The 22495-nt window shown below is 69.5% G+C and carries 21 protein-coding genes and 2 pseudogenes; 7 read left to right on the forward strand and 16 right to left on the reverse strand.

Annotated elements, in window-relative coordinates; all coding sequences use genetic code 11:
• Positions 1 to 264 precede the first annotated feature (264 nt).
• The 4 genes and pseudogenes from OHA98_RS21945 to OHA98_RS21960 form a co-directional block, all read right to left on the reverse strand.
• Positions 265 to 1206: a serine hydrolase gene (locus tag OHA98_RS21945; RefSeq protein WP_266928443.1), complete on the reverse strand. Its 942-nt coding sequence runs from the start codon at positions 1204 to 1206 to the stop codon at positions 265 to 267.
• The gene (locus tag OHA98_RS21950; RefSeq protein WP_266931015.1) at positions 1179 to 1454 is read right to left on the reverse strand and encodes a hypothetical protein; all 276 of its coding nucleotides are present in this window, start codon (positions 1452 to 1454) and stop codon (positions 1179 to 1181) included. Before OHA98_RS21950 ends, OHA98_RS21945 begins: the two co-directional genes overlap by 28 nt.
• 4 nt (positions 1455 to 1458) lie before the next feature.
• A pseudogene (locus OHA98_RS21955) lies at positions 1459 to 1885 on the reverse strand (IS5/IS1182 family transposase); the annotation flags it as partial.
• A 43-nt stretch (positions 1886 to 1928) separates the two neighbouring features.
• The gene (locus tag OHA98_RS21960; RefSeq protein WP_266928444.1) at positions 1929 to 2552 is read right to left on the reverse strand and encodes a hypothetical protein; all 624 of its coding nucleotides are present in this window, start codon (positions 2550 to 2552) and stop codon (positions 1929 to 1931) included.
• A gap of 121 nt (positions 2553 to 2673) precedes the next feature.
• Here OHA98_RS21960 and OHA98_RS42970 point away from each other — a divergent pair, with 121 nt between their 5' ends.
• Positions 2674 to 3075 carry a hypothetical protein gene (locus OHA98_RS42970; RefSeq protein ID WP_353962255.1) on the forward strand — a complete coding sequence of 134 codons (402 nt, stop codon included), beginning with the start codon at positions 2674 to 2676 and terminating at the stop codon, positions 3073 to 3075.
• Here OHA98_RS42970 and OHA98_RS21965 read toward each other — a convergent pair.
• Positions 2981 to 4393 (reverse strand): MFS transporter, encoded by a 1413-nt coding sequence (locus tag OHA98_RS21965; protein ID WP_266928445.1) that lies wholly within the window; start codon positions 4391 to 4393, stop codon positions 2981 to 2983. The two genes, OHA98_RS42970 and OHA98_RS21965, sit on opposite strands and share 95 nt — an antisense overlap.
• 61 nt (positions 4394 to 4454) lie before the next feature.
• On the opposite strand from OHA98_RS21965, the gene OHA98_RS21970 reads away from it, so the two are divergent.
• Positions 4455 to 5126, forward strand: coding sequence for a TetR/AcrR family transcriptional regulator (locus OHA98_RS21970; protein ID WP_266928446.1), 672 nt, complete (start codon positions 4455 to 4457; stop codon positions 5124 to 5126).
• Between the two features lie 384 nt (positions 5127 to 5510).
• On the opposite strand, the gene OHA98_RS21975 is transcribed toward OHA98_RS21970, so the two are convergent.
• Together OHA98_RS21975 and OHA98_RS21980 are read right to left on the reverse strand one after the other, a co-directional pair.
• The gene (locus OHA98_RS21975) at positions 5511 to 5924 is read right to left on the reverse strand and encodes a CU044_2847 family protein (protein WP_266928447.1); all 414 of its coding nucleotides are present in this window, start codon (positions 5922 to 5924) and stop codon (positions 5511 to 5513) included.
• Entirely contained in the window at positions 5917 to 9486 is a 3570-nt protein-coding gene (locus OHA98_RS21980; RefSeq protein WP_266928448.1) for a serine protease, read from the reverse strand. Before OHA98_RS21980 ends, OHA98_RS21975 begins: the two co-directional genes overlap by 8 nt.
• A gap of 431 nt (positions 9487 to 9917) precedes the next feature.
• On the opposite strand from OHA98_RS21980, the gene OHA98_RS21985 reads away from it, so the two are divergent.
• A complete protein-coding gene (locus OHA98_RS21985; protein ID WP_266930848.1) occupies positions 9918 to 10307 on the forward strand; it encodes a GNAT family N-acetyltransferase in 390 nt (129 codons plus the stop codon).
• An 896-nt stretch (positions 10308 to 11203) separates the two neighbouring features.
• On the opposite strand, the gene OHA98_RS21990 is transcribed toward OHA98_RS21985, so the two are convergent.
• Complete coding sequence (locus tag OHA98_RS21990) at positions 11204 to 11629, reverse strand: tail fiber domain-containing protein (RefSeq protein WP_266928449.1); 426 nt, start codon at positions 11627 to 11629, stop codon at positions 11204 to 11206.
• Between the two features lie 116 nt (positions 11630 to 11745).
• Positions 11746 to 12060: a hypothetical protein gene (locus tag OHA98_RS21995; protein WP_266928450.1), complete on the reverse strand. Its 315-nt coding sequence runs from the start codon at positions 12058 to 12060 to the stop codon at positions 11746 to 11748.
• Between the two features lie 72 nt (positions 12061 to 12132).
• Between OHA98_RS21995 and OHA98_RS22000 the strand changes: the two genes are divergently transcribed.
• Positions 12133 to 12585: a hypothetical protein gene (locus OHA98_RS22000; protein WP_266928451.1), complete on the forward strand. Its 453-nt coding sequence runs from the start codon at positions 12133 to 12135 to the stop codon at positions 12583 to 12585.
• A gap of 169 nt (positions 12586 to 12754) precedes the next feature.
• Entirely contained in the window at positions 12755 to 13060 is a 306-nt protein-coding gene (locus OHA98_RS22005; protein WP_266928452.1) for a PadR family transcriptional regulator, read from the forward strand.
• Positions 13061 to 13217: 157 nt separating this feature from the next.
• On the opposite strand, the gene OHA98_RS22010 is transcribed toward OHA98_RS22005, so the two are convergent.
• The 7 genes and pseudogenes from OHA98_RS22010 to OHA98_RS22040 form a co-directional block, all read right to left on the reverse strand.
• On the reverse strand, positions 13218 to 14489 hold the full coding sequence (locus OHA98_RS22010; RefSeq protein WP_266928453.1) for an APC family permease: 1272 nt from the start codon (positions 14487 to 14489) through the stop codon (positions 13218 to 13220).
• A gap of 472 nt (positions 14490 to 14961) precedes the next feature.
• Entirely contained in the window at positions 14962 to 15174 is a 213-nt protein-coding gene (locus tag OHA98_RS22015) for a hypothetical protein (RefSeq protein ID WP_266928454.1), read from the reverse strand.
• Positions 15175 to 15726: 552 nt separating this feature from the next.
• Complete coding sequence (locus tag OHA98_RS22020; protein WP_266928455.1) at positions 15727 to 16950, reverse strand: acyl-CoA dehydrogenase family protein; 1224 nt, start codon at positions 16948 to 16950, stop codon at positions 15727 to 15729.
• Positions 16947 to 18512: an amino acid adenylation domain-containing protein gene (locus tag OHA98_RS22025; RefSeq protein WP_266928456.1), complete on the reverse strand. Its 1566-nt coding sequence runs from the start codon at positions 18510 to 18512 to the stop codon at positions 16947 to 16949. The genes OHA98_RS22020 and OHA98_RS22025 overlap by 4 nt, the downstream gene beginning before the upstream one ends.
• A complete protein-coding gene (locus tag OHA98_RS22030; RefSeq protein ID WP_266928457.1) occupies positions 18502 to 18762 on the reverse strand; it encodes an acyl carrier protein in 261 nt (86 codons plus the stop codon). The genes OHA98_RS22025 and OHA98_RS22030 overlap by 11 nt, the downstream gene beginning before the upstream one ends.
• Complete coding sequence (locus tag OHA98_RS22035) at positions 18755 to 19717, reverse strand: 3-oxoacyl-ACP synthase III family protein (RefSeq protein ID WP_266928458.1); 963 nt, start codon at positions 19715 to 19717, stop codon at positions 18755 to 18757. Before OHA98_RS22035 ends, OHA98_RS22030 begins: the two co-directional genes overlap by 8 nt.
• Before the next feature lie 658 nt (positions 19718 to 20375).
• A pseudogene (locus OHA98_RS22040) lies at positions 20376 to 20751 on the reverse strand (serine hydrolase); the annotation flags it as partial.
• Between the two features lie 195 nt (positions 20752 to 20946).
• Between OHA98_RS22040 and OHA98_RS22045 the strand changes: the two are divergent.
• The gene (locus OHA98_RS22045) at positions 20947 to 21783 is read left to right on the forward strand and encodes a hypothetical protein (protein ID WP_266928459.1); all 837 of its coding nucleotides are present in this window, start codon (positions 20947 to 20949) and stop codon (positions 21781 to 21783) included.
• 111 nt (positions 21784 to 21894) lie between these two features.
• Positions 21895 to 22425: a carboxymuconolactone decarboxylase family protein gene (locus tag OHA98_RS22050; protein ID WP_266928460.1), complete on the forward strand. Its 531-nt coding sequence runs from the start codon at positions 21895 to 21897 to the stop codon at positions 22423 to 22425.
• The last annotated feature ends 70 nt before the right edge of the window (positions 22426 to 22495 follow it).

Below are 22495 nucleotides of genomic sequence, written 5' to 3' on the forward strand. Positions count from 1 at the left end.
CCACTGGATCACCGGGCCCGCAACGCATGATGCGGTTCGGCGGGTAGCCCGGTATTCGTTCAAGTGCCGTACGCTCAAGGGAGGTTGACCGCAGGCCACGGCCTGTGTGAGGAACCGGCTGCCCCTGGATCCACGTCCTGAGACAGGTCCGCGGCGGCGTCCGTGCGGCCGTGGACTGAACCCTGGCCTCCCACACATGGTCACGCCCCCGCTGGGGCTCAAGGAGCGCCGTCTGTACACCGCCTCCGTCAGGGTTACGGGTGTTCACAGGCGGAGCGCCGACGTGGCGAGAAGGGCGGAAAGAGTCGCGTACGGGTCGGTGTGGTTGTCGCGGGTGAGGACGATGATGCCGGTGTCCTGGCCGGGAAGCCGGACCAGGAGTGAGCGGTGACCGGGGTTGTCTCCGTGGTGGAAGCGTGCCGGGTGCCCCGCCAAGGTGCCGAGGAATACCCCGTAGCCGTATCCCGTGACGGTGAGCGGCATCGGGTACTGGATGCGGGGAGCGATGTGGGAGGTGAACATCCTGTGCAGGGAGTCGGGTCCGAGGAGGTGGCCCCGTTCCAGTGCGCGGGCCCAGCGCGCGAGGTCGCCGGCGGTGGACCACAGGTCGCCGGCGCCCGGGAGGCAGGAAGGGTCCATCTCCCCGTTGCCCGTGCCGTCCCGGTGGCCCGGGGCAGTGGTGCCGGTGCGGGACAGGCCGAGCGGGCTGAGGACCCGTTCGCGCAGGATGTCGGCGTAGGGGCGTCCGGTGGTGTGCTCGACCAGCAGGGCCGTGAGGACGTATCCGGGGCTGCTGTAGTGCCATCGCTGCCCCGGCTCGGCCAATGGGAGCAGGCGCATGACGTGGGCGATGGTGTCCACGCGGGACAGCGGTGGCGGGAGGGGGCCGGTGTCGGTGTCGGGGTCGGGGCCGGGGCCGGGGCCGGGGCCGGGGCCGGGGTCCCAGTGGGGCAGACCGGAGGTGTGTGTCAGCAGGTGGTGCACGGTGATGCCGGCCCACGACGACGGGCAGCCGGGAACCCGGTCGACCAGTTGGTCCGTCAGGGCCAGGGTTCCGTCCTCGGCGAGGAGGAGCGCGGCGGCAGCGGCGAACTGCTTGCTCAGGGACGCAATCTGAAAGTGCTTCCCCACGTCGGCAGCACCCGTGCGCGTCTCGTACACGACTGCGGGGCCACGGGTCACGAGCACTTCTGTGGTCGGCTCCATGAAGGCCAGTCAACCATCCACGGAATCATCGACGTCGTCCCCGACCGACTGCACCGCCGCTCCAACGGGGACCTGCGGAGACCCTGCGGCTCAGGACCGTGAAGGACGAGGAGCACGACGCCGTTGTTCGTTCCGGGCTGCGCGTCGGTCGCGGCGATCTGAGTCTTGACCGCCTTCAACCCGGGCTTCTTGAGCTGCTCGATGATGTTGCCCGCGCCCTGGATCTGGTTGCCCTCCCAGGTGAGCATCGCGTAGCCGAGTGTCGGCGTCGATGACGTGGTGGTCGGTGGAGTGCCGGTAGTTCTTCGACTGCGCCGGGATGGTGTGGTCGTGGGTGGGCACCAGGGTGCCCACCCACGATCAGCACGGTGTCCTTGGCGAACCGTTCGCGGGGCTGGAGTGCGAGCATCAAGCCGGGGTGGGCGGTGATCCTTTGGGCTGCGGACTTCGGGATACCGAACAGCGGGGGATCTGCCGCACCGTCAAGTTCGTCCGCCAGTACGCCGCGACCAGCGGCGCCCCGGTCCTCCCGCCGAAGGCCCCACGGCCGACACGTACAGATCGCGTCCGCACCCTCGCGCCGCAGCAAAAGTCATCCCTCTGCCGAACCGACGCGGGCGCTCAGCCCGGTGAACGGGGCTGACCGGGAAGAATCCGACAACGTAGTCACACGTGGCATCACAAGATCATTCCGTGGGGTGATCCAAGGGGCGGCCTGCCATTCAGCTGCCGCTCAGGGGAGACTCCCACGCGGGATCATGTCGCGACCTTCTCTCCAGGTGGGCCAGCAGGTGCTCCGCCGTGGTCGAGGCCGTGTCTTGCGGCGCACCGACCGCAGTCAGGGCGGCGGTGAGCCTTGCCGGGGCTGCCTCTGGCAGGTCCGGGTCGGTAAGGAGGGGAAGGATCAGCAGGAGGCGGGCGGCTGTGTCCTGGACGCCTTCTGCCGCGGCGGAAGGGTTGTCAGCCATGCGGACCAGTTCGCGCCACGTCAGTCCCATCCCTGAGAAGTCTCCTTCCCAGTCGGCGATCTGTTGGGCGTAGCGCCTGTCTGGATGGGTGAGGAGGTAGTCGGTTCCGTAGTCGCCGACCAGGTTGCGGTAGATCACCACAGCTCCGGGACCATCTTCGGCCGGCACCCGGAACACCGGCCAGTGTTCGGGATCGAAGAGGACGTCGGACATGGCATCGGCATCGGCCCCGTCATCACCGAACCACTCCGGAGCCGGCCGCTCAGCACATGCCCCGTCACTGCACATCGCCAGAAGGTAGTTCGACCAGAAGCCCAACCGGGCCAGCAGTGACTCGCCCGCCACCAGCGGGCCGTCGTCGTATCCCTTGATCAGCACCCTGGGATCCTGTCACCAGGCACCGACATGGTCCGATCCGGGATCGGTACGCGCGGATCACCGGCGTACTGGTGGAGGGCGAACCCGCCGCGCAGTGGGGGGGGCGTGGGCGACTGGCGGCATGGTCGATCGCAGCCTCTGGCAGACCCTCGCCGGTCACACCAGCGCGGTGAGTGGAGTAGCGACGGGAGTGGTGGACAGCTGCCCCATCGCCGTCACCGGTGGCGCCGATGAGACGGTACGGGTGTGGGATCCGGCCACCGGCCGGCACGTCGGCGAACCCCTGACCGGCCACACCGGCTGGGTGCGCGGAATGCCAACGGGGTGGTGGAGGGCCGTCCGGTCGCCGTCACCGGCAGCGGGGACGGGGACGGGGACGGGACCGTGCGGTACGTCCTGGCGGTGGGACGAACGTGTGGAGCCACGCCTCAACGGCGGGCGCGCCGCGCCGTCACCACGGCGGCCAACGGTGCAAGCACGAACAGGCCGAACATCCAGCGTGCTGTGCTCTGCAGGTCGGTGACCTCCGCGTCGTCGGAGAACCCGATCACGTTGGCGACCGTCCCGGCCAACGCCGAGCCGAAGGCGGTCGCGGTGAGCTGGATCGTCGTGACCGAGGAACCGGCGAGGTCCTGGTCCTCCTCCGGCGTCAACTGCAGGACCCGGGTGAGCAGATGGGGCCATGCCATGCCGATGCCCCAGCCCAGCAGGAGCAGCCCGGCGCCCGCCGCCACGACGGTCGTGGCCGCGCCCGAGTGCACCGGGCCGGCGAAGAAGAGCACGACGAGCCCGATCAGGGAGAAGACCGGGCCGGAGCCGATGATCAACCCCCTGCGGTGCTGCATGCCGCTGCACACGACCGAGCCGAGCGTCCAGCCCGCCGCCAGGACGGCGCCCAAGTACCCGGCAGCCAGAGGTCCGAGCCCTTGAAGCCGCTGCCCGAAGTAGGGCACGTAGACCTCGACCGTACTGGCGAGCACCAGCAGGGCCATCGTGACGTAGACGAGCCGCAGCCGCGCGTCCGGGCCGAATGCGGCGGCCGGGATGAGCCGGATCGTCGTACGCCGCTCACGTCGCAGCCAGGCGACCAGGAGCAGCGTGGCCGCCAGGAGACCAGCGGCATTGACGGCGAGCCGGGACGAGATGCTGGCCGCGGAGATGAGGAGCACGGCCAGGCCGAGCAGGCTCACGCTCACCCAGGGAATGCGCGGGGCCGACTCCCCCGCCGTCCCCTTGGGCAGTCGCACAGCGCCCCAGAAGGCGAAGAAGAGCAGGAATGGCAGAAGTCCCCAGAACGCGCCGCGCCAGAAATCGAGTTGGGCGAACAAGCCGCCGAGTGCGGGGCCGACGAGCGTCGCGACGCCCCACATGGCGGAGACGAGCGCCATGGCGCGCGGCCACAGTGCCTCGTTCAGCGTGATGCGGACCATGGCGTAGGAGAGAGCGAAGAGCAGCCCGCCTCCGACGCCCTGGACAAGGCGTCCGGCCAGCAGGACGGGCATCGTCGGGGCGAGTGCGCAGATCACCGTTCCGGCCGCGAGCAGCAGTGCCGCGAAGCGGTAGCTGGAGCGCGGGCCGCGGGCTCCGAGGACGGCGGACGCGGCCGTCGACCCGAGCACGGACGCGAACATGAAGATCGTGGTGGCCCAGGCGTACAGATTCGATCCGCCGATGTCGGCGGTGACCGACGGCAGGATGGTCGCCGCCAGGTAGACGTTCACGGCATGCAGCGCGACTCCGGCCGCGAGCGTCGCCGCGACCTCCCCGTGTTCGCGGCCGAGCAACGCTCCCCATCCGGCTGGTGACGGTGCCGCAGTCGGCTCCTCGCTTCTGGTGGTCACGCGATTCCCCTCCGAGAGATTCATTACGTACCGGAACGGAATCTAACACTAGACTGGCAGGATGGCTGAACCGAAACATGCACCGAGAGGCCGGGCCCCGGGCGGCCGCCCTCGCGACGCCTCCATCGACCAGGCGATCCTCGATGCGGTGCTCGATCTCCTCGACGAGGTCGGGTACGCCCGGCTCACCGTGGAGGCTGTGGCACGGCACGCCGGCACGACGAAACCGGCCGTCTACCGGCGCTGGAAGACCCTGCCCAGCTTGGTGCTCGACGCCCTGACCGCTCGCCTGGGCCGTCTCGACCCCCCCGCGACCGACTGCACGATCTGCGACCTCAGCGACGCGATCAAGCTGTACGTCGCCGCATTCCAGCGCATGCCACCGGACGCACTCGCCTCACTGCTCGCCGACTACGGCGACGATCCACAACGCCGCGAGACGTTCATGGCCGCCCTCTTCGACCCGCCCCGGACCGCCGTCGGCCAGGCGCTCGACGCCGCCATCGCGCGCGGCGACCTGCGCGACGACGTCGACCGGGACCTGCTGCTCGACCTGCTCGCCTCGCTGGTCCACTACCGTGCTTTGTTCGGCCACGCCGTCACCAGCGACGACGAAGCGGAGCAGGCTGTGCACACGTTGCTGCGGGGAGTCGCGGTCGACTATCCGAAGCTGGTGGAGATCAGCCGGAAGAAGGACGGAGATCCGCAGATCCACCACCGCCACACGGAGTGATGCGGACCACCCCGAGCTCCGCCCCGTGCCAGTCGGCTGCCGGCAGCCGAAGACCGTGCCGCCGCCCTCCTCGTCCCTCCCCCTTCCTCCACGTCGCCCCACGGCGAAGGCCGCGGCGTACCGCTCATGCGGGGGCCGTGGGCGCGGGAGGCCGGGCTTCGAGCGCGAGGCTGGTCAGCCGTGTCGGGGTGATCATGGTGCTCCGGGTCTCCGACACGAGGGCGATCCGGTTGAGCACCATGTGCGGGAGCATGTGTGCTGGTGACCTTCGCCGCGGAACGAGAACGAGCGGGTGGCGAACGCCCCGAGCGTCACCCCCGCGTCAGCCTGATCACGCGCGGGTGCATCCGGATGCCGTGGACCGAGTCGAACGCGGGATGGGGCTCAGCCGTCAGCCGAGGAATCTGCCGGTACGGCCGGACGGCCCGGTCCCACCCGCTCCCCCGCCGCTCCGCTTTCCCCCCGTTCCCAGGTCAGCCGGATGGTGAAGTTCCCCTCCGCCGCCGTCTTGGCGATGATCGCGCCCGCCTCGGCGTTGATCTTCACTCCGAGCTCGACCTCGACCGTGTCCGGCGGGCTGGGCATGGTGGTCATCCGGTCCAGCAGCAAGGCGGCGGCCGCCCGCACCTGGTCGAAGCTCTCGGCCAGCGAGCGCGCGGCTGTACCCGCGATCTCCCCGGGCCGGGCGGCCCGTACGATCCCGGAACTGCCGGACGGCACCTCTACCACCACTCGTTCGCCCGCACTCCCGCCCTCGCCGTCCAGCGGCACCCAGATGAGCTGCGCGTTGTCACCCACGCGTCCGGTTCCTTCCCTCGCACAGAGGCCCCCGGTAAGCACCGGGCGGCACGTTCTCGTTCACCGCGGGTGGCAGCGTCTCGTCTCCGAGGATCCGGCACAGCCTTGTCATCCACCCGCCCGCCTCGTCGACGGACGGCGCCTTCACGGGCTTCTCCCCGGGGACGGGGAGCCGGGCGAGTGGGTCGCCGTCGCCCGGACCGACCACGGCGACCACGCCCATCGAGTCCAGGACCACGGAAGGCCTGTCGGCCGGTCCGATCAGGTCCAGGCCCGTCCAGGTCTGCCCTTGGCCGATCATGCGAACAGGCCCGTCGCCCGCTGTGGTCGCGGCCGGCGGCCCTTCACCCACCAAGGAGTACGCCAGCGGCTTCGCCCCGGCGGAACCCATCGAAATCCCGCTGACCGGGATCAGCTGTCCGCTGCGTTCCTGGTGCAGGAGTCTGCCGTCGTCGAGGTCGTGGACCGCGATGCGGTGGGACGGCGCCGACAGCCCCTTCCCGGTGCCGACGTCCGTCTCGACGAGCCCCAACCGGGTGAGGTCCGGGCTCACGTCCATGAACAACACCTTGTCCATGGTGCTCTGCCGGCGCATCACCTCCCGGCCGACGGGCGCCGCTCCGGTCAGGTCCCAGGACTTCACCACCATGATCGTCTCCGTCAGCGACACGCTCTCGTTGGCCACGGTGACCAGCCGATCTCCCCCGTCCGTCGGCCACAGCTGCTCGACAGCGTCCGGAAGGCCGGGCATGACCTTCTTGATCCGCCCGTCGGCCGTGTTCCAGAGCACCAGTCTGCCGCCCTCCCCGAACAGGCCGGTCTGCCCGAGCAGCACCTTGGACCCCTGGTCGAAGGCGAGACGGGCGTACTGGGTCGGCAGTTGCAGTCCGGGGATGTCGGGAAACGTGGGCATCTCGAGTCCGGGGATCTCCGGGCCCGTGTCAATGTCCTTGGGGAACGGGTCTCCGCCCTGAGGGGCTTCAAGGTCCAGGATCCGGCCTGTCGCGACGGTGAGCAGTCGGGCCGCCGTCCGCTGCGGGTCCGGCGGCTTCGTGAAGTCCGGGGAGAGGCCCATCGAATCCGCGAGTGCCACCATCGTGCCGTCCCGGCTGACCGCCGTGACGTCCCCCTTGCGCTGCGTCTCCACGCGTCGGATCCCCGAGGCGTCCGTACGCAGGACCACGAGGTCGCCGTCACCGGTCCGCGCGGCGACCACCTTCGCCTCCCCGTCGATGACGGTCTCGACAGGCAGGCTCAGTGGTTCGAGGACAGCATTGGTGGGGCTCTTGTACCGGGGGGCGAGCAGGTCGGCGAATCCGAACCGGGCGTACATCTCCCCGAGCCGCTCCCGCGTACGCGGAGTGTCCTGGGTGCGGTAGGCGCGCAGGGAGAGCAGCAGCGCCGTGTACGACATGCCGAAGTCCGCGGGGTTTCCTCCCAGGTCGGCGTCACGGGACTGCTGGACCAGCACGTCCGATGCCGTGGTGGCCGCGTCCTGGCTGATGTCCTCGCGCCAGGCCCAGCTGCCGAGCCCGGCGAGCAGGGCGAGGACGACGCCCACGGCGGCGAGCCCGGTCAGGCGCCGCCGGGCACCCTTGCCGCTCGCGTCGATGAACGACTCCTCGGCGGGGCGCAGTTCGCCGGTGCGGGCGGCCCGCCAGCGGCGTGCGTCACGGAGGTCCTGCCCTCGCAGCAGCCGCCGCGCGGGGCGGTCGTCGGCGGACCACAGGGCGATACGCCGACGAATCCCTTCCTGCCACATGCGGAAGTCGCGGTCCTCCGCCACGTACGCGCGCAGTCGGTCCCAATGGGTCAGCAGCGTCTCGTGAGCCAGCTCGACGGTCTCCTCGGGCGGACCGGAGTCCGGCCGGTAGTCCTCGCCCGGGACGAGCAGGCGGGTGGTCATCAGGCGCTGGGCCAGCCTCCATTGCTCGGAGCGCAGTTCGGAGCGGGCCAGTGTGCGACGGGTGGGTGCGAGGCCGTCGTCTCCGGGGTGGACGAGCTGGACCAGCAGGGCGCGGGCCGCTTGCTGCTCGGTCTCGGCGAGGGCGCCGGTCCAGACCTGTTCGGCGTGGGTGACCAGCGCGTCGTGGACCCGCCCGAGGGACTCGTACGCGGTGTGTCCGATGCGTCCGTGCCTCTGCCGTTCCCACAGTTTGGTCAGGGTGAACTCGAACAGCGGCAACCGGCCGGGGTCGCTGCCGACATCGCTGAGGATACGGTCGACCAGTCCGGGTTCGTAGGTGACGCCCGTGCCTGTCAGCGGCAGCTCCACCGCGGCCCGTAGTTCGGCGTCGGACATCGCGCCCACCGTGAAGAGCCGTTCGCCCGAGAGCAGGGGGGCGAGTCCCGGGTGGGCGAGGGCGGGAGCGAGGAAGTCGGCGCGCAGGCTGGTGGCGAGCCGCATCCGGGAGCCGGGCTGCAGGCAGTACGCCAACGCGGCGGCCAGGGCGTCCAGTTCGTCGCGGGCGGCGACGCCGGTACCGATGAGGGCTTCCTCAAACTGGTCGGCGACGACGAGCAGCTGCTCCTTGCCCTGCCGGGCGAGCAGCCGTTCCACCACCGCGGGGAGCTGCCCGTCCCGTAACAGCCCAGCCAGAGCCGGAAGTTCGGCGAGTCGGGCGGTTTCCGTCAGGTCGGGCTCCAGCCGGGGAAGCAGGGCGAGGGCGAGGGCGTCCAGCGGGGCGCGGCCGAGCTGCCCGGGGCGGAAGTCGACGATCTCCAGCTCGGTCCGCTCGCGCAGCCTGGGCAGCACGCCTGCGTGCAGGAGGGAGGATTTGCCGCAGCCTGACGGTCCGACGAGGCTGGTCGCCGGGGCGTGCGCGAGCAGGCCGGCGATCCGTTCGGCGGGTTCGGCGCGACCGTGGAAGAGGCCGGCGTCCTGCTCTCCGAAGGGCTCCAGGGACCGGAAGGGGCACGCGGGCAGAGTGCTGGAGGCCAGTGCCGACCAGCTCTCGCGCAGGGTGCGGACCGGAATCAGGTAGGCGGTTCGTACGTCTGCCCGCGTATCGGCGGCGACCACCATGCCCACGACGCCGCCCTCGGCGACATCCCAGACCGGGGCCCCGGAGAAGCCCTGCTCGACCCGGTGCTCGCTGGCGGGATCGGTGTCGTACTGGAGCCAGCCGGCGCCGGTCGCGCCGCGCAGCCAGCCGACGCTCCAGGCGCCGTCGTCGTAGCTGTGGGGGAAGCCGAAGGCGCGTACCCGCCGGTCGGGACCGGCCGCGCCCTCGACGAGGCGGGCTATGGGAGCCTTCACGGGCGGCTCGACGAGAAGTTCCAGGACGGCGATGTCACCGGAGCCGTCGGGCCGGACCGGTGTCCAGGAGCCGACCCGCGCGGGCACCCGGGTGCCGCGCTCAGCGAGTGGGAAGTCGACCCATAATCGGTCGCCGGGTGACTTCTGGGTGTCCGACGGCAGACCGAGCGCCGTGGCGACCACGTGCGCACAAGTGATGACCTCGCGCGGCCCGGCGCGGAACCCGGCCCCTTCAGGGCTCCCATCGACACCCAGGATCCGTGCCACCGAGGCATCACTGAGCGCTGCGCTTCCCGGTTCCATGGTGTCCACCCCCGTGCACCAGATCCATGTGAAGGCGCTGAGCATATCCAGGTATCCACCGATGTCCAGGGCTGATTCCGGACAACGGGCCCAGCCCCCGCCCCGTCCCCGCCCCGTCTCGCCCCTGTCCTCCTACCTCGGCGGCCGTGTCCGAAAGCGGGCGTGGACTCACCTGCAAAGCAGAGACCTCGACGAACATGACCGTGCCTGCGACAGACCGGGGGCCCTGCTGTGCAGGCCTCGAGGTGGCACGGCACAACCCGCTCCCCCAGGCACAGAGCGAAGTCCTCCTCCGCCCGGTGAGTGCCGTTTCGCAGAAGGATCGTCCGAGTCGAAACTCACTTGATCGAACCGGAGAGTCTGCATAGCGTCCGCACGTGGACACCAAGCCTGTCATCCGACGCTACGAAGCTTCCGACGAAGCCGAGGTCATGGCTCTGTGGTCGAGTGCCTCGAAGCTCGCCCACCCGTTCATCCCGGGTGAGGGAGAAGGCGAACGGGCGCTCAAGGTCCGGGAATTCTATCTGCGCGAGGCCGAGAACTGGGTCGCGGAGGAGGACGGGGTCGCCGTCGCCCTGCTGGGAATGATCGGCAGCGAGATCGGTGGTCTGTTCGTCGCGCCCCGGTCTCAGGGGCGGGGAATCGGGCGGGCGCTGGTGGAGCATGCGGCAGCGCTGCGAGGCGAACTGCTCCTGGAAGTGTTCGAGGCCAATCCCAGTGCGCGTGGCTTCTACGAACGGATGGGCTTCGAGGAACGGACTCGCCGCCTGGACGACGAGACCGGGCACAACCTGATCGTCATGCTCCGCCAGAAAGGCTGACCGACGCATCAACGATGTGCGTCTGCCGCACTTCCTTCGGCGGCCTCGGCCACTTCGACGACCTCGGCCACTTCGGTTTCCGGAGGCCGCCGCTGGATTGTTCGCTGCCGCCGTCCCCACCGGACGGACGCCTGCTCATGGCATCGGCCCTCTGCCCACTCACTCGCCCACTCGGCCGGTTCCCGGGCGGTGAAGCACCACATCCAACTCATGCGGTCCTTAGCCGATTTCGATGTCGGTGAAGGTGTTCACTCGCGTCATGTGCGGGGCCGGGAACCTCGCCTCGCCCATACGGCCGAGCAGCCGGTTGCCGCCCAGCCGGACACGCACCATGGGTTGCTCGCGCCCATCACGCGTACGTTCTCCGCCCCTCTGGCGTCGAGCCGCTGGCGAAAGAGCATCAGGTCGTTCCCGAAGTCCCCTCAGCGGCCAACCGCGACCACGCGCGTTCGAGATCGACGCCCGTCCTCTCACCGGCCGGCTCGGGCGCCGGCGCTGTGTGTCATCGCTCTCCGGCGCTCAGGCAGAACAGCAAGCCAGCAGGGATTCACATCGATAGCCACTCCACCTGGTCATCGACGTCTCCACCCGATACGCCGTTGGCATGTGTCACTTGGTGTGTCGGTGTCCGAGACGGCTCGCGATGCGCCCGCGCGGATGCGTGGTTCAGGGCGCCCGGCCATCAGCGGCCTGGAGGCGGTCGAAGCGGTCGAAGCGGTCTGAGAGCGTGCGGACCGGACGGGCCCGGTTCTGAACACCAGGTAGGTCATTGGTTGCCCGTCGGCATGAGTCGGCGGCAGCACCGCGCCCTGCTGCTGCCGTCGCCTCGCCCACGCCACCCCGAGTTCATCGATCGCGACGTGCTGAACCGGCAGGTGGCGTTGTCGGTTCAGTGGTCACGGACAGTTCCGGATCTCGTCGACGGTCGTCAGCTGCTCGGCGGCCGTCGCGTCGATCGCGTCTCCGGTGCAGGAGGGGCTCGGGAGAAGTGGAGGCTGACCAGGTGCCGGCCGTGCCGGGGCTGTTGGGGCTGCGGGAGTGGTGCGCTGGGGAGCCTGCGCTCGTAAGGCTGTGACTTCGTTGCGCAGTTGGGTGAGTTCGCGGTGCAGGGCCTGGATCGCGACGAGGGCCACTCCGTTGGTGTCGGTGCAGCAGATCGTCCTGTCGTTCTCACCCACGTTGAACGCTTTCCACCAGTCCTGCGCCATGGGGCCCAGGTGTCGTACGTGGGGCGGGTCCCAGTGATACCGCCACGTGCTGACCGGCAGCTGCACCACTTGTTCGAGTACCTGATAGCCGTTGACCGGCTCGCTGCCGCACACAGCCCCCGACACCGCCCCGGAGGCCAGGCCGGCAACGGAGACATCCTGAAGCCGGCTCCTCCTGACCACGACCGGTGTCCGGATCCTGGCCAGGAACCCCCTCAGCCGCAAGCCGCTCACCGCTCCCAGACCACCGCGGTGACCGCGGTCTTCAACTCACGGTCGGAGAAGAGAAGACTGCCACCGCCGCCACCGTTCTCGGGGCGGTTCACCGGCAGCTGGAAGAGGCTTCCGGCCAGCCCGCTGCCGTGAACTGTCTCGCCGGCCGCCGTGACTTCTCTGTGTGTGTTGATCATCGTGTTGCCGAATGCGGCATTGCCGGCTGCGAGAACGTTCTCGCTCGCCGCGGCCGGGGTGTTCATGGCGCCGGTGCATGCGGCGGCCGCGGCCGACAGCACCACCAGACGGCGGGCAGCGCGCTTCGTGGGCATCAGGCATCCTTTCGCCGGGGACGCCGATCACGCCCCTGCCTCCCAACGACCCAACGCCCGGCAGGACACGTCGTGAAGAACTCCGCTTCGGTCACCATGCCCGTCGAGACGAACCACTGCGCGAAATGCCCTGGGGAGGGTGCGCTCGGGCGGCGTTGGACTTCGGCAAGGATGACCTCGGCCAGCGCTCGGGGGCTGGTGTCGCCGTCCAGGAAGTCGGTGTGGTGGCCGACGGTCGATAGCGACGGCGCGGGCGTTCCCCGTGGGCTGCAGGGTGATCTGCTCGAAGTCGTGCAGGGTGAGGGTGACGTGGTCGGTCCTGGACAGGACGGCGGTGACGAGGCGTTGGTCGAGGGGGCGCGGTCCAGGGGAAACCCCGCTGGGCGACGAAGCATCTCGGCCTCACGATGGCGCGACTCCTTCCGCACCCCACGCGAGAGCGTGCAGCCTCTCCAGAAGCGCGTCATCATCCGCAGCAGTGCGGTGGGCGGCATCGGTCACGATCCGGGACTGCAGTACGTATGACCGACACCCCTGCCGGTCCGAGCGGGTTCTCAGCCGGGCGGACCGGAGGCCCCGATCGCGGCTCCGCGGATCGCCCGGGCCCGGATGCATCGGCTCCGCGTGGGGGCGAGTGCCGGTCCACGTAGGATCGGATATCGATATCGGTTTCGTCACTGCCGGAGGTGTCCAGGTGCGGGAGTTCCAGCGGGGTGCGGTGCGGCTGCACATCCTGCACCACGCGGCCAAGGAGAAGATCCACGGCGCTTGGATGACCGAGGAACTGGCCAGTCACGGATACCGGATCAGTCCCGGCACCCTGTACCCGACACTTCACCGGCTGGAGGCTGATGGGCTGCTGGTCTCCGAGCAGCGGGTGGTCGACGGCCGTACCCGGCGCGTCTACAGGGCGACCGAAGCCGGGAAGAAGGCCCTCGCCGAGGACCGCAGGGCGCTCAGGGAACTCGCCCGTGAGGTCCTCGGCGACGAAGACCGGTAGACCTGCGGCAAGTCGATGGTCGGCTTCTCGGTCCGCCGCGTGCCGGCCCTGACCATGAGGATGCCCCTCTGCCCCGGCAAGGACGTCTCGGATCCCGATCGTTCCGACGCGGCAGAGGAAGGCACCAGCGGCTCTCCGCCCTCCGCGTGCGTGACACCTAGAAGCTTCCGGCGGCCACAATGCGGCGCGCCCCGTATGCGGCAGCGCCGAGGACCAGGACCGCGGCACCCCAGATCACCGAGGTCACCGGAAGCGTGAAGGCCAGGATGAGACAGCCGGACAGCCCGAGGGCAGGAATGATCCTTGCGGGGCGGCCTTCTTGCGGCGTGAGAGTCCAGGCGGACGCGTTGGCGATGGCGTAGTACGCGAGGACGCAGAAGGAGGAGAACCCGATCGCCCCGCGGACGTCCGCCGTCGCGGCGGCCACTGCCACCACCGTGCCGACCAGGAGTTCGGCGCGGTGCGGCACCTTGAACTTCGGGTGGACGGCGGCCAGGCCGTGAGGCAGGTGCCGGTCGCGGGCCATGGCCAGGGTGGTGCGGGAGACTCCGAGGATCAGAGCGAGCAGCGACCCGAGCGCGGCCACCGCCGCGCCGACGCGCACCACCGGCGCCAGCCAGTCGGCGCCCGCTGTCCGGGCCGCGTCCGACAGGGGGGCTGCGGCGTGCGCCAGTCCCTGCGGGCCGAGGACGCTCAGCACGCAGATGGCGACGACGGCGTAGAGGGCCAAGGTGATTCCGAGCGCGATCGAGATGCCCCGCGGGATGGTGCGCTCCGGGTCGCGGACTTCCTCTCCCAGGGTCGCGATGCGCGCGTATCCGGCGAAGGCGAAGAACAGCAGGCCCGCCGCCTGGAGCACTCCGCCGAAGGTCACGTCGTCCCCGATACCGAGCCGGGCCGGGCTCGACGCGGTAGAGGTGAGGCAGGCGACCACCACGGCGGCGAGCACCGCCAGGACCACGGCCACGATCACCCGGGTCAGCAGCGCCGACTTCTGCACCCCGACGCAGTTGACGGCGGTCAGCGCCACCACCGCCGCGACCGCGACCGCGTGCGCCTGGCCGGGCCACGCGTAGGAGCCCACCGTGAGCGCCATGGCCGCGCAGGAAGCGGTCTTGCCGACCACGAACCCCCACCCTGCGAGATAGCCCCAGAAGTCGCCGAGCCGCTCGCGACCGTAGACGTAGGTGCCGCCCGAGGCCGGGTACCGGGCGGCGAGCCGGGCGGAGGAGGTGGCATTGCAGTACGCGACCACGGCTGCCAGGGCCAGGCTGACCAGCAGTCCGGAGCCGGCCGCGTGCGCGGCCGGCGCGAGTGCGGCGAAGATTCCCGCACCGATCATCGACCCCAGCCCGATCACCACGGCATCGGACACCCCGAGCCGGCGCCGCAACTCACCCTGCCCGGCGTCCGTCGACGGTCTGCTCATGGACTCGCTCCTCCGCGGCAGAGCCGCACATGTTACGGATCCCGATATCGGATCACGATACAGGAGCTCCCCGGGCCGCCGTCACCATGCCCGCGGCCTTGCCTCACGCACGGCGATTCTCATGAATGACCACTCGTGAGAGTTCTGCGCGAGGTCCGGAAGCCGGACCGATTCCGCAGGCCGCAACTCGTGAAAGTCCCCTCAGGACCTGCACGTTGTGCGACAGGGGTTTCCGACGGGTCGGCTGCCGCGACGGGTCTCATGCGCGGCCAGGCCGCACCGGCGGCAGAACGTCACGGCCGCCCGCACCGTGACGCACCCCCGGCAGCGTCTGCCGCGCGGGGCGGGAAGACCTGGCGCTCAGTCGCGGAGGCTGGCGTGGGCAGCCTGCTCCCGACGCACGGCCCGGTGCAGGTGCCACAGGGTCACGGCGGGCAGCAGGACCCCGAGCCGGGCCGCAGCCCTCAGGTGATCAACGGCCCCTGCCCGGCTCGGCCTTCGCCCCGCAGCGAACCGCGCCGGGACGGCCGAGGCGCCTGGCGGCCTCTTCCAGAAGGTCGGCGAGTTCGGCGATGCCGGGGTCCTCCGGGACCGGCCCGCCCCACCGGGCTGCCGCGTCACCGAGCCGGACGACAAGACGACCGCGTGCGCCGGCCAACCGCGATGAGAACTCCCCGTTGATCACGGGAGCATGCTCTCCCACAGAAAATGCCGGAGGCCGGCGGTGGCGCGCACGCCCGTTCCGCCCTGGCCCCCCTCCCACCGACAACACCGGCCGACTCCCGGTATCACCTCTGCCACTCCGGCACCGCGCCGCGACCTCGGGTGCCGTCCAACGCCAAGGGGCCCTCACCCGCGTATCCCGTGGGTGAGGGCCTTTGGTCGTCTCCGGGTCCGACTGCCACCCAGGTGGTGCGGGCGACATCGCCTGGCCGAACAGCCAACGGCGTTCTCCGGTTGAGCAGGCGCACGGCCGTATCGGCCCGGGGTCGGCTGATGGGGCGGCCGACGGACGTAGCGCGGCTCTGTTCCGCGAAAGGTCCGTACCTCGCCGGGCCAAAGGCTGCCCCGCAATCCGTGGTGGATCAGCGCGCGGGGTCGGATGCGGTGCATCGCAAGGCGGAGGGACGTCCGCATACTGGATGTATGCGGACGTTCCGACAACGCCGCGAGGTGCCGCAGCTGTCGTCGCGCGCCCGCCAGGGATTGCGGGACAGCCTTTACGGTGAGGTCTTGGTCAGAGGCCGAGATGGGTTGCTATGAGGTTGCGCTGGATGTCGGACGTTCCTGAATAGAGCACGGACGCGACGGAGTTCCGCATGTGTCGTTCGGATTCCGTTCCGGTGAGATAGCCTCGGCCTCCCTGGATTCTCAGAGCGTCGACGGACGACTTCAGATAGGCCTCGGATACGAAAAGTTTCGCGCTGGCCGAAGCGAGTGCGATGCTTTTTCCGGCATCCTTGAGCGCACCCACGCGGTGTGTGAGTTCGCGAGCGGCGTCCAGCGTGACTTTCATGTCTGCGATGCGGTGGGAGACCGCCTGATTCTTTCCGATCGGGCGCCCGAACTGCTTTCTGGTGCGGGCGTGCTCGATGGACTGCTCCAGTTCACGCTGCATGGCGCCCAGAGCGGTGGCGAGTATGCAGCCTCGTTCGTATTCCATCGCGCCGTCGAAGACACTGACCCCGCGTCCCGGCCGGCCGAGAACGGCGTCCGCGGGGACGCGGCAGTCCTTCAACGTGATGCGTCCCATGAGGGCTGTGCGCATGCCCATCTTTTCCACCGGGGAGCTTCTGTGGAGTCCCGGCGTCCGGGCGTCGACCAGAAAGGCGGTCACGCCCAGGGCGCCCAGCGCCGGGTCCACCGTCGCGTACACGACGAAGAGGTCGGCCACGGGCCCGTTGGTGATGTAGCTCTTCGTGCCGTTCAGGACGTAGCTGTCGCCGTCCTTCGTCGCCCGGGTCCGCATGGCGTACACGTCCGACCCGGCCTCGTCCTCGGTCGACGCGTTCGCGCCGATGGATGATCCCTGCATCAGCATCGGCAGGTACTGGGCTCGCTGCGCCGGTGTCCCGTGGACGGACAGGGGCAGGACCACCGTCCACAGGTGGGCGTTGAGTGCGAAGAGGAGACCTTGGTCCTCCGTCCCGTGGCCCAGCCCTTCCATGACGGCGAGGAGATCGCCCAGAGGCGCGCCCGTGCCGCCGTGTTCCACGGGGACGGGCATCCTCAGAAGTCCGAACTCCGCGCACTGTTTCCAGCCGGCCCGGTCGAACTCCCCGCTCGCATCGCGTTCTGCGATGTCAGTGCTCAGGACCTCACGGGCGAATCGATCCGCGCCCTGATAGAGAGCTGAGCGGTGGTCGTCCCATCCACTCCACATAGCCACCCCTGCGTTCACTGAATCGTGTCCTCCCGCTCGTTCGTGAGGACTGCTGGTCGAGGTCTTTCCCGCGGTCATCCGCTCATCGCTTCGGCGACCTGGCAGCGACTGCTCAGCTCCTGGTAGTCGGTCTTCCCGGTCGATGTGCGGGGGAGCTCGTCCAGGAACTGGAAGTCGTCGGGCACCATGTAGCGGGCGAGCCGGCTGTGGCAGTACTGGCGCAGCTCGACGCCGGTGGGCGCGGCGCCGGGGGCCACGACGAAGGCGGTGATGGTGACATCGCCGGGCACTCCGGTGCTGACGACCGCCGCGTCGGCGAGCGCTTCGTTGTGCCGGAGGCTGTGCTCGATCTCGTCCAGTTCGATGCGGTGACCGTGGCGTTTGACCATACGGTCCGCGCGTCCGAGGAACACGTAGCCCTCCGGCGTCGCGCGGACGATGTCGCCCGTGTTGTACCAGCGGCGCCCCCCGAAGTGGAATGTGCGTTCCGCGGTACGCGCGGGCATGTTCCAGTAGGACGGGTAGACCGAGGGGCCGGCGACGCTCAGGAACCCCGATTGTCCGGAGGGGACGGGCTCCAGCTGTTCGTTCACGACGATGACGTCGCAGTGGGAGCAGGCATGGCCGATGCTCAGGGGGTCCGTGCGGGAGGCCGGGATCTGTTCGGGGACCGGGTAATAGGTGCACACGTTTGTCTCGGTCGGGCCGTACAGGTTGTAGTAACGGGGTGTGGGCCAGAGGTGCAGGAGGCGCCGCAGCTTGTCGATCGGGAAGACTTCACCGGCGAACAGGACGAGCCTGAGCCTGTTCCGCGGGAACCTCTCCGCTCTGGGTGATTCGGCGATCATTCCCAGGATCGCGGGGGCCGAGTACCAGACGGTGATGCCGGACTCCGCGATGAACGTGGGAAGGTGCCGGGGGCTGGCCGCCAGATCCGTGTCGATCAGGTGGACACACGCGGCGTGTTTGACGGTCACGAAGAGATCGAAGACCGAGAGATCGAAGTGGAAGGGCGCGTGACTGGCGACCTCATCCGCCTCCGTGATCCCGAACGTGGCCGACGCCCACTCGACGAAGGCCACGGCGTTCCGGTGAGTGATCATCACGCCTTTGGGCGTCCCGGTCGACCCCGAGGTGTAGAGCAGCGCCGCCAACCGGTCGGGGTTCTTCTCCGCGCGAGGATAGTCGGGTTCCCCCGAAGCGTCCGCGCCCGGCCAGGAGCCGTCGGTGATCAGCGTGCGTGTGGTGAGAGAGGGGGCAGCCTCCCCGAGCCGCCCCGCGGACCGCTCGTCGGCCAGAATGAGGCGCGCCTGGCAGTCCTCGAAGATGGTCGCGGCGCGCTGCGGGGATCCGTGCGCGTCGACCGGCACATAGGCCGCCCCGAGCCTGAGAATGCCGTGGATCAGAGTCACGGACTGCACGCTCTTGGGCATCAGAACCCCGACTCTGTCCCCCTGGCCGACGCCCCGGCCGTGCAGGACGGTCGCCACCCGGTCGACCTGTGCGGAGAACTCACCGTAGGTCTGTGACTGCCCGTCCGGCCCGACGACGGCGCGGTTGAGCGGCGAACGCTCGGCGGCGGCGTCGAGGTACTCCGCGAGGTCGGCCTCCTCGAACGCCTGCACGGAGTTATCGCTCATCAGGCTGCGCCTGCCGATCCTTCACGTACTGCGTCAGGTGGGAGACGGTCGTGAAGTGCAGCCGGGGGTCCTGGAGCGCCACATCTATACCGAACTCGTCCTCGATGAACGTCACCAGCTGCATGGTGGCGAGCGAGTTCAGCACTCCCGACTCGCGCAGGTTCACGTCGTCGGACAGGTCGTCCTCGCTGCCGCCCTTGAGGATCTCCTTGATGATGAAAGAGCGGATCTGGTCGCGTACCTCAGCCATGGTTGCCTCCAAGGGAGTTCAGAGTGGTGGTCGCCCCGGCCGGCGCCGGGCCGAGGAGTACCGAGGGCCAGCGGAAGACGGCGGCTCCCGCCTCCGCCTGGCCTCCGAAGGTGTAGAGCAGCACCCGGTCGCCCGGCTTGATGCGGCCTTCGACCGCGGCGAGGTGGGTGTTCACCGGCATCAGGGCGGGCCCGATGTTGGCCACGCTGGGGAAGGTGTTCACCACGCGGTCCGGGTCCACGCCCAGGGTGTCGGCGCTGAACCGTGCGTGCCAGGCGGTGGGGGTGTTCGGTACCACCACGTCGATTTCGTCGATCTTCAGCTGGGCGGCTTCGAGCGCGCCCTCGACCGTCCCCAGCAGATACGGTTTCGCGGTGGCGCGCAGGACGTGCGTGATGGTCGGATCGACCCGCAGACGGATACGGCGGCCCCCCGCGGTGGTTCCCTCGGGCTCGTCGACGGTGTCCAGCAGCCAGGTACCGCACGTCTCGCCCGTCTGCAGCGTCTTGGAACCCAGCAGCCCGTAGCCCTCGTCCACGGGACCGACCAGGAAGGCCGCCGCGGCGTCTCCGCAGAGTCGCGCAGTGACATCGTCCGCGTCGATCGCCCGCGAGAGCATGGAGGCGACGACCACCAGGACCCGTTCCTTGAGTCCCGACCGCACCAGCGAACTGGCTGTCAGCAGGGCGGACATGGAACCGGAGCAGGTCGCCTCCAGACTGAACGCGCCACCCGCCGTGCCCAGGGCCTGGGCGAGGTAGCCGGCGTCTCCCGCGCCGACCCGGTCGGGGAACATGGACACCGAGATCAGGCCGTCCACTTCGCCGGCCGTGATGTTCGCGGTCTCCAGCACGCTGCGGGCGGCTTTGATGCCCAGCGAAACCGATCCCTCTCCGGGATCGGCTATTCGACGCTCGACGCTCCCGAAGAACGGATCGTCGATGTACGGCTGCATTGCGGCATCGAATAAGTTTCGTGGTCTCGGCCCGGACGGTTTCGTGGGCTGCGGGTTTTCCACGGAAGTGGAATCCGCACCCCACCATTTATTGGTGCGCACTGTGTCCGGCAGGTGAACGGATAGGGCCTGTATTCCAACGGAACGCATAACCACCCTCCTGGGTATTTGGCGCCCTCACACTAACAGCCGTCTCGTTCCGCCCGGAGCGACAGGAGGTTGATTTTCAGGCCAACTGTACGGGCCAATAGGAAACCACACGCGTCACTCGAGTTCCCTCACGTCTCTCGCGTTACCACTGTTAAGACCTCGTAAAATGTCCAAGAAGCGAGAATGGCCAGAATGCCGTTCGGGCCACCTCGGGAAATGGCACCTTCTACGGGAGAGATGCTCGCGCGGTGACTGAATAGGAACTTTCTCGGCCCTGTTATCGGCCATGGGGGCGTCCGGGCGGGTACTTCGCCGGCAAGGTCCTCGCGATGGCCAGGAATCGGGCACGCCCGACCGACTGCCACCCTTGAGCTCACGGAGATCCGTCCCACCTTCCGGGAGCCGGACGAGCGGGCGGCCATCCCCGCGGGCGCGTCCGGCTCTCCCTTCTCGGGATCCGAGCCGCTCGGTGTACGTGGTACGCGGCACGCGGTCCCCTCCGGCCCGGTCAGCCGTACATCGCCACGCGGTGGAGAGCCGCGAGCGCGTCGTCGATGGGGTGGGGCTGCGGCCTGCCCGTGGAGTCGAGTCCGTTCCACCTCTGCAGGTTCACCGCGACGGACATCTCCGTCCGCCGTCGGCACGGGTCACGGTCAGCGCTCCGGCGCCCCAGACCGTACCGCCACGCCCCCAGAAGGTGCCCTGGCCAGGAGCCTCCATCGAGTGCAGGCCGAGGCCGTAGTCGATCGTCCTGCCCTCCCGGGAGACGACCGGGACGGTGCGCCGCATCTGCGCCGGCGACGACGGCCTGACGATCTCGCCGGCGAGCAGCATGCCGAGGAAGCGGTTGAGGTCCGTGACGGTCGATACCAGCCGGACGGGCCGTCACAACGCTCCGCGGATCCGTGCGGCGCGGGTACGGCGCCGCAGCATGTGCGGGATCCCCCGACGACATGCGGCCCGTCCGGACACCCCGTGCGGGAATACCCCCCAGGGGTATACAGTTATGGCAGGTGTCCGGGACACGGACAACGTCAGAAGACCCATCACACGGCACGCATCACACAGGTGGAGACACGATGAAGAGCAATGCAGGCCACGACATGACCAGCCACAGCGGACACAGCGGAGCCCGTCCCGGCGGGCTGTCGGTCTCCGAGAGCGGGTACACCCTCGAATTCGACTCGCCGATCCTTTCCACCGGTGTGCGGACGGTCACCTTCCGGGTGACCGGTCCCGATGGACGGCCGGTGACCGAGTTCGTGCCGGAGCACGAGAAGGAACTCCACTTCATCGCTGTCCGGCGCGACACGACCGGGTTCCAGCACGTGCACCCCGTGATGGACGAGAAGGGCACCTGGAGTGTCGGACTGACCCTGCGGCCGGGAGACTGGAGGTTCTTCGCCGACATCCACCCGGCCGGCCACCACTCGGCCATGACGCTGGGCATCGACGCCTCGGTCGCCGGGCAGTACGACCCGCAGCCACTTTCCGAGGACACCCGCACCGCTCACGTCGGCGAGTACACCGTCGCCCTCGACGGCGAGCTCGTGCCCGGCGAGGCGAGCGACCTGACGCTCACCGTCAGCCGGAACGGGCGGCCCGTCACCGACCTGCAGCCCTACCTGGGCGCGTACGGGCACCTGGTGGCGCTGCGGGTCGGCGACCTGGGCTACCTCCATGTCCACCCGGAGGGCGAGCCCGGTGACGGCACCACCGAGCCGGGGCCCGAGATCACCTTCATGGCTGCCGCGCCATCGGGCGGCACCTACCGCCTCTACCTGGACTTCCAGCACAACGACGTCGTCCGGACGGCCGAGTTCACGGTGCGGACCGCCTCGGCGGGCCACCACTCGGACGCGGTATCCCCGGCCGCACCCGAACGCACGGGCCACGGCGACCACGCACATCACTGACCGCATGCACATCACTGACCAACTGCCGCGACCCACGGAGCGGTCACGGGACGCTCGCCCCGTCGAGCGTCCCGCCGCCCCCAGGACAACCTCCGCACCGGAAGGACCGTCATGCCCCGCCTGACCCGGCTCACGCCCGACACAGCGGTCGGCGCCTCGCGCGATCTCCTCACCGAGCTGGTCTCCCGCCACGGCGGGGTCGGCGACATGGTCTCCACGATGGCGCACTCACCCGCCGTTCTGGGCGGCTATCTGCAGCTCAGCCGGGCCATGGGACGCGCCAAACTCGACCGTGGGACCAGCGAACGGATCTCGATCGCCCTCCAGGTGCTGCAGGGCTGCGGGCTGTGTCTCGACGCGCATGTCAGCGCTGCCCGTGCGAGGGGAGTGGACGAGGAAGAGATCGAGCGGGCCCGCGCGGGCACCTCGGCCGATCCCGCGATCTCGGCGATCATCGCCCTCGCCCTCCAGGTGTACCGCGAGCCGACGTCGATCACCGACGAACAGGTCATCGCGTTGCGCGAGCACGGCTACAGCGACCGTGCGATAGCCGACGTCGTCGGCATCGTCGCACTCAACATCCTCACCGGCTCCTTCAACCTGCTCGCCGGCCTCACACCGGAGGTCGACGCCGGTGCGTAGAGACATCCCCGCCTCCCTCCGTGGCTCCCGGCCTCCGCCCCGAGGCCGTGCCCCGCCGCATGGACATGGA

The sequence above is a fragment of the Streptomyces sp. NBC_00654 genome (genome assembly GCF_026341775.1).
Taxonomy (GTDB): Bacteria; Actinomycetota; Actinomycetes; order Streptomycetales; family Streptomycetaceae; genus Streptomyces.

Coding starts and splice junctions, on each gene's coding strand:
- OHA98_RS21945 (WP_266928443.1), bottom strand. CDS start 1,206: ATGGAGCCGACCACAGAAGTGCTCGTGACCCGTGGCCCCGCAGTCGTG.
- OHA98_RS21950 (WP_266931015.1), bottom strand. CDS start 1,454: ATGCTCACCTGGGAGGGCAACCAGATCCAGGGCGCGGGCAACATCATC.
- OHA98_RS42970 (WP_353962255.1), top strand. CDS start 2,674: ATGGTCGATCGCAGCCTCTGGCAGACCCTCGCCGGTCACACCAGCGCG.
- OHA98_RS21970 (WP_266928446.1), top strand. CDS start 4,455: ATGGCTGAACCGAAACATGCACCGAGAGGCCGGGCCCCGGGCGGCCGC.
- OHA98_RS21980 (WP_266928448.1), bottom strand. CDS start 9,486: ATGGAACCGGGAAGCGCAGCGCTCAGTGATGCCTCGGTGGCACGGATC.
- OHA98_RS21985 (WP_266930848.1), top strand. CDS start 9,918: ATGGCTCTGTGGTCGAGTGCCTCGAAGCTCGCCCACCCGTTCATCCCG.
- OHA98_RS21995 (WP_266928450.1), bottom strand. CDS start 12,060: ATGCCCACGAAGCGCGCTGCCCGCCGTCTGGTGGTGCTGTCGGCCGCG.
- OHA98_RS22010 (WP_266928453.1), bottom strand. CDS start 14,489: ATGAGCAGACCGTCGACGGACGCCGGGCAGGGTGAGTTGCGGCGCCGG.
- OHA98_RS22020 (WP_266928455.1), bottom strand. CDS start 16,950: ATGACCGCGGGAAAGACCTCGACCAGCAGTCCTCACGAACGAGCGGGA.
- OHA98_RS22025 (WP_266928456.1), bottom strand. CDS start 18,512: ATGAGCGATAACTCCGTGCAGGCGTTCGAGGAGGCCGACCTCGCGGAG.
- OHA98_RS22030 (WP_266928457.1), bottom strand. CDS start 18,762: ATGGCTGAGGTACGCGACCAGATCCGCTCTTTCATCATCAAGGAGATC.
- OHA98_RS22035 (WP_266928458.1), bottom strand. CDS start 19,717: ATGCAGCCGTACATCGACGATCCGTTCTTCGGGAGCGTCGAGCGTCGA.
- OHA98_RS22045 (WP_266928459.1), top strand. CDS start 20,947: ATGAAGAGCAATGCAGGCCACGACATGACCAGCCACAGCGGACACAGC.
- OHA98_RS22050 (WP_266928460.1), top strand. CDS start 21,895: ATGCCCCGCCTGACCCGGCTCACGCCCGACACAGCGGTCGGCGCCTCG.